4 protein-coding genes and 1 pseudogene are annotated in these 5,219 nt (G+C 67.7%); 3 read left to right on the top strand and 2 right to left on the bottom strand.

Annotation, left to right across the window (positions count from 1 at the left end):
* Both CCN44_RS39685 and CCN44_RS45745 read left to right on the top strand, forming a co-directional pair.
* The coding region (locus CCN44_RS39685) for an STAS domain-containing protein (RefSeq protein ID WP_244204046.1) at positions 1-401 on the top strand (401 nt) is incomplete at its 5' end.
* Positions 402-1,010: 609 nt separating this feature from the next.
* Complete coding sequence (locus CCN44_RS45745) at positions 1,011-1,232, top strand: hypothetical protein (protein ID WP_143650372.1); 222 nt, start codon at positions 1,011-1,013, stop codon at positions 1,230-1,232.
* A 163-nt stretch (positions 1,233-1,395) separates the two neighbouring features.
* Here the strand turns inward: CCN44_RS45745 and CCN44_RS39680 are convergent, their stop codons facing one another.
* Together CCN44_RS39680 and istB are read right to left on the bottom strand one after the other, a co-directional pair.
* A complete protein-coding gene (locus CCN44_RS39680; RefSeq protein WP_086703970.1) occupies positions 1,396-2,184 on the bottom strand; it encodes a class I SAM-dependent methyltransferase in 789 nt (262 codons plus the stop codon).
* 365 nt (positions 2,185-2,549) lie between these two features.
* A pseudogene (istB, locus tag CCN44_RS48065) lies at positions 2,550-3,299 on the bottom strand (IS21-like element helper ATPase IstB); the annotation flags it as partial.
* Between the two features lie 1,397 nt (positions 3,300-4,696).
* Here istB and CCN44_RS39655 point away from each other — a divergent pair.
* A partial coding sequence (locus CCN44_RS39655) for a hypothetical protein (RefSeq protein ID WP_158103214.1) occupies positions 4,697-5,219 on the top strand: 523 nt, incomplete at its 3' end.

Genomic DNA, 5,219 nt, shown 5'->3' with positions numbered 1-5,219 from the left:
GCCCACACAACCGCCCCCACCGGCCCGCAGCCGAAGAGCCGCCCGTGAACCCCACCGCCACCCTCACCTGCCGGCACACTGACGGCGACCTCGCCGTAGCCAGCGTGACCGGTGAACTCACCTACGAGACCATGTCCGTTGTGCGCGCCCAGGCCCTCGACCTGATACAACGCGGACACCGCCACCTCATCCTCGACCTGCACCAGATCACTTTCTGCGACTCCTCCGGCTTCAGCACCCTGGTCGGCATCTGGCGCTACGCACAACAAGCCCAGGGAACCGTCGTGCTGGCCGCCGTTCCCGACCGGCTGAGCCGCATGCTGGCGCTGACCGGCCTCGACGAACTACTCCTCGCCTACCCCACAACAGAAGAAGCCCTGGCCGCCCATCGCTCCCCCTGACTCCTCAGACGTCGTGGTGAGCGGGGCCGGTACGAGACACTTGCGACAGCGGCGCAGCGCTCGGAAGTTATCCGCACTGGGGAGCGGCACCAGGAGCTGTTCGGCGGCCGCGGCCCGGGCGCACGAGGCGACATCGTGCACCCTGCCCGCGGAGACCGGCCGGCCATAGCGTCGAGGCGGCACTGGCCCGGGACGCCGGGCGAGCCGGATTCTCAACCGCGGTCACGAGGCGCGGCTGGGGCCCGTCGCCATCGACACAGCCGGGCAGGTCCGGCGACGGTCACTTGCCGTGTTCCGCGCCGTTGACGCATCCGGGCGAAATGGTTGCGCCTTCGTAGTCATCGGCGCACAGCACTGGCATCCATCGCTTGTGCGAGGCGAGCACAGGAGCGACAACAATCGGCAGTTGCGTCGGACGCTGCCACGGCGCCTCGGCGGATGGATTGCCGTCGCTGCAAGCCTCGCCGGAATTCTGACGGCGGTACTCCTGATCAAGGGTCGCTACGTCCAGCCCCCTTCACCCTCGCTGACTGGACGAAGGAGGCCAACGCCGTCTGCGCCCAGCGGTATACCGAACTTATCACCGCGATCAATCGTTCGAGAGACTCCATGTACGAACTGAATTCCGCCGCCGACAAGATCGGGCACCCGTCCGGGCCAACTTTCGAAGAACTGAAACCTCTCTTGCGCAAGGCCGCGAATGACCTGCCCGTCCTGTCAGGACGCGAACGTCTGATTACACAGGACTTCGAGAAGATAAAGCTCCCCGAGTGTGGACGATCGCGAAATTCCCAGGCGGAAGTTCACGTAATTCCCCAGTCGCTGACGTGAGCTGACGGTAAGGCAGATCGCGAGCTGTTTCCAACATCAGCTTGAGCAGGTCAGATGCAGGGTGAGGACCGCACCCGCAGCAACCGCTTCAAGCGCTGAACACTTCGCGAAGCGCTGCAGGCGGTCGCGAGCCGGCAGGTCGGCAACGACGACGAAAGGCAGATCAGCGCACCGGCTCAGACGTGCCTCGCGCCTGGTCGCGGCTGGCGACCACCAGGTATCCATCGCTCTCGGGGGCGAAGGTGGTGGACTGCACCGTGAGTCCGACGCTCCGCAACTGTGCCACGAGGTCCTCGTACCGGTAGGGCCAGATGGACAACCGCTCCGAGCAGGCTCGCACTGCCCCATCCGGCTCGATCTGCGCGACCACGATCTCAAGGAAGTGTTCCTGCTCCCAGCACTGCTCGATCTGCCAGTAGTAGCTGACGACCGCATCGCGGCCGTCGCGGCGGATGAGTCGATCGCGGACGTCTACCCGTGAGCCGGCAGAGCGCACGAGCTCCCAGTTGCGTGAGTGGAGCACAAGGCGTCCGCCCGGATTCAGCAGCCGCGACATCGCTTCCAGTGCGGTCAGGCGCCCGGCTGCGCCCTCGGCGTGCCCGAGCGAGTTGCCGACGCAGAACACCAGATCGAACGTGGAGTCCTCCAGGCGGTCGGGCAGTTCGTCCCAGCTCGCGCGGAGGGCTCGAAGCGAGACACCCTGCTCGTCGGCGGCCTTCTCGGTCCGGCGAACCATCCCATCGCTGGCGTCTGCGGCGACCACGTCAAGGCCAAGACTCGCGAGACCGACGGCGAGCTGGCCGGTTCCACACGCGCAGTCGAGGACGCGCGCGTTGGGCGGCAGAGAGCCCACGACATCGCTGTAGTAAACCGCGGCTGCCTTGGCGGGGGTCAGCCTGTCGTCCCCGATCAGCCACTCGTATACGTTGGAAAGCGCCCCATAACCAGCCACCGCGATACCTCCATCACTCGACGACACGCGGGCTAGACCGCGCCTGCGATTCGGACCTTGCGCCTCGCACTGTGCCGGGCCGTGTCAGCGCAGCATTGAGCAGGACCCAACCACGTCCGGCCGCCGAGGCTCCACCGGATTTCGTGGGAAACCGCGACACGCCGGACCGTCACAGGTCCCCACTCCACCGGCGCCCCATCGGCCACGACGGGGACCGCGGCCGGCAAGCGCGCGTTCACTGCGGAGCGCTTCAGGCACAGCCATCCAAACTCATTGCCGAAGCGCCGCGTCCGGATGAAGGACCGCCAGCGACCGCCTCTACTGCCAAGTATCCCGACGACGTCCACCGGTTTTTCCTGTTTGGTCTTGTCGGTGGGGTTCCTGGGCCGCTTGTTCGGGCGGTAGCTAGGCCCGTTCATGATCACTTGATGGCTGGTGTTGATGAGCCGGTCCAGGAGGGACTCGGCGACGACGGGGTTGGGGAAGAGGGGATACCAGTCGCTGGGCGCCCGGTTGCTGGTGATGATCAGAGACCGTCCCTGCCGCTCGGAGACGAGTTCGCAGAGGTCGTCGGCCTGGGCCGCGGACAGCTGGCGCATGGCGAAGTCGTCGAGGATGAGGACGTCGGGGCGCACGAGTTCGCGGATCCGTTTCTCCCATGTGCGGTCCGCGTGGCCGCCGGCGAGGTCGGCGAGGATGCGGCTGGTCTTGGCGAAGCGGACGTGGGCTCCCTGGCGGAGGGCGAGGTGGCCGAGGGCTTGGGCGATGTGGGTCTTGCCGACGCCGACGGGGCCGAAGAGGAGGACCGACTCCCCGGCATGCAGCCAGCGCAGGGCGCCGAGGTCGCGGATCCGGGCGGCGGGCAGTTTCGAGGAGGCGGTGAAGTCGAACTCCTTGAGGGTGACCTGCTGCTCGAACTTCGCTCACTGCAGGCGGCGTGGAAGGCGACGGTCTCCCGGCGGGTGATCTCGTCCTGGCAGAGGGACCTGCAGGAAGTCGAGATGGCCGAGTTCGCTGCCGTGGGCCTGGGCGAGGCGGGCGTCGAGGGTTTCCAGCATGCCCGAGAGTCGCAGGGTCTTGAGCGACTCCCGCAGTGCGGCGTCCATCACGGTCATCGGGCTTCCACCTCGGCTTCGTCGTGGACCTGGTCGTCATGGATGTCGTCCGTCGCGTCGGGGGTCGCGACGGTGGCGAAGAGCCGGGCGGGGCCGTGGAGGAAGGCCGCGGCCCCGCGTCTCCGCTGGACTCGGGCTCGGGATCGGTCTCGGTGTTGGCGATGAGGATGCCCTTGATCGTGCGGTAGGACGGGTCGCCGGCCGCGATGGCCCTCGCGCAGGGACCCCGAGCGGACGCTCTCCCGGACTGCTTCCTCCGCAGTGATTCTGGATGAAGGATCGCTTCCCCGGCGCCGACCGGTGGAACTCCCTGCACGAACGCCTGGTCGAGGCCTGGCGGGCCCAGACGACCCTGCTCCCGCCCGGCAACACGGACACCTGACCCGGTGATCGGCTCCGCCCCGGGTGGCCACGTCCCCTATGACCACCCCCACCGGCTCCCACGAGCACCCCGCTCGCGGAAGCCGGTGCAGCTCCGTCGGACGAGTTCCGATTCCTCGCACGCCGCAGGTTGGGGGGTTACATCCGCCGGTGAGACGTCCTGCCGAGAATCGAGAGCTTGGTCAGCGAGCCGGCGCTCATGCGCGCCGCTCAGGTTCCGTTTCCCGCTGGGAGCAACCAGGTGGGTGATTGCGTTCGCTCTATGCGGCGTGGTGGCCCCTGGTCCCTGGTTCGGCTGGAGCCGATGTGCGGCAGCGCCACGGCGTACCCCTCGACGTGCAGCACGTCGTCGACCAGGCGCTGCAGCTCGGCGAGAGCGGCGCTGCCGAACCCGTACGGCAGCGCGTCGGTAACGGCCGCCATCAGCTCGGAGGCGGACCTACCGCGCGAGCGTGTCGGCTCGCTGTTCCACCTCGGCCGCATCCGGGCCGGTGACGACGAAGCATCCCAGCCGGTCTTCCGCGGGCCCTCAAAGGGTGCCGACGCGGCGCTCGGACGGCAGCGAACGGGATGCCTCGGCGTCTTGGTCGTGGTCGCCGCCGGAGCCTGCCCTCCGCACTCCACCGCCACGCCGCTCCCGCAGGGCGGCCATCCGCGGCGGCTTGGCCACAACAGCCTCCAGCGTGCCCCCCTGCCACCCCCTCTCGGATAGGGCGATGCACTCGATGGGGTGAAGTTCTCGGGCCATCGCCGGGGGGTGATATCACGGGGGCAGTCTCTCGAATGAGGACCACTCCGCCGCATATGTCGGGGAGGCGGCACAAGAGAGAGGGGATGGGCTCATGCGTCTTTCGTCACGCTTCGCTGCGCTCGCTGGTGCCGCACTGACGGTCGCCGCGCTGGTCGGCAGCACACCGGCCTCCGCCGGTGCGGTTCCGTACCGGGCCTGGGACGGGGGCCACAACGCTCACGGCCAGTGGCAGCGGGCCAGTGAGTATCTGAATCTTCACCAGTGCGTGTACTTCCCGCGGGTGCCCGCCGGTGCGCAGCGCTTCACGACACTGGTGCCGAGCCGCGACGGCCGGTTCGCGACCGGCACGAACATCTCCACCACCCAGGACCCGCAGGGACAGCCGTCGTGCGGCCCCGGAAACGGGAACTTCGAACTCTCCCTCGCGGAGTCGAAGGTCCTGGGCGTCGACCTGACGGCCGGACGCTATCTGAACCTGCACCAGTGTGTGTACTACAACAGTTTCACGCGTGACCACTTCACGGTCGTGGTGCCGATCGACACCGACTTCTCGGCGGGAACCAACGTCTCCAACACGCCTGACACCGCGCCGTCCTGCGCCGATGGAAACGGGATCTTCCAGCTCATCCCCTTGTTGTCAGGCGTCAAGGCGCTGGACCAGAACACGGGTCGTTACGTGAACCTGCAGCAGTGTGTGTACTACTCGGACTCGCACGCAGACCATTTCACGACGGTGGTACCGAGCCGCGACGGTCGGTTCGCGACCGGCACGAACATCTCGAACACCC

Source organism: Streptomyces tricolor (assembly GCF_002155905.1).
Classification (GTDB): Bacteria; Actinomycetota; Actinomycetes; order Streptomycetales; family Streptomycetaceae; genus Streptomyces; species Streptomyces tricolor.
The sequence above is the reverse complement of the archived record's forward strand: the minus strand, read 5'-3'. Positions and strand labels throughout refer to the sequence as shown.

Bases quoted from the DNA above. Each gene is read 5' to 3' on its own strand.
- CCN44_RS45745 (WP_143650372.1), top strand. From the start codon at position 1,011: ATGTACGAACTGAATTCCGCCGCCGACAAGATCGGGCACCCGTCCGGG.